This is a genomic window from Macrococcus brunensis (assembly GCF_004359615.1).
Taxonomy (GTDB): Bacteria; Bacillota; Bacilli; order Staphylococcales; family Staphylococcaceae; genus Macrococcus; species Macrococcus brunensis.
In genome coordinates this window covers 1-447 of the sequence record NZ_SCWA01000052.1, presented here as the reverse complement: position 1 = coordinate 447, position 447 = coordinate 1, and the positions used below count along the sequence as shown (strand labels likewise).

Annotated in this window: 1 protein-coding gene; it reads right to left on the bottom strand. The window is 40.7% G+C overall.

Going from position 1 to position 447, the window contains the following annotated elements; genetic code table 11:
• A partial coding sequence (locus ERX27_RS11170) for an alanine:cation symporter family protein (RefSeq protein WP_133432858.1) occupies positions 1-447 on the bottom strand: 447 nt, incomplete at both ends.

Below are 447 nucleotides of genomic sequence, written 5' to 3'. Positions count from 1 at the left end.
AGCAATTGCATTAGCTTGAACACCTGGTAATAAAAGACTTGTAGATAATATAGTGACTACTGCAAAGACTAGCCCGTAAATTTTTCCGAATTTACCTTTAATACCGTCTTCAATATAGTATGCAGGACCTCCACGATATTCGCCTTTTTCCTGTCGTTTATATATCTGACCTAATGTCGATTCGATAAATGCAGAGCTGGCACCTAAAAATGCCGTCGCCCACATCCAGAATACGGCACCGGGGCCACCGATAAAGATAGCAGTGGAAACACCGACAATGTTACCAGTACCTACACGACCTGCAAGTGATAAAGCAATTGCCTGAAAACTTGAGATCCCAGCAGGTGATTTTTCCCCTTGAAACATCAACCTTATCATTTCACCGATATGTCTGACTTGGAAAAACCTCATCATTAAAGAAAAAAGTATACCTGTAAGCAATAATCC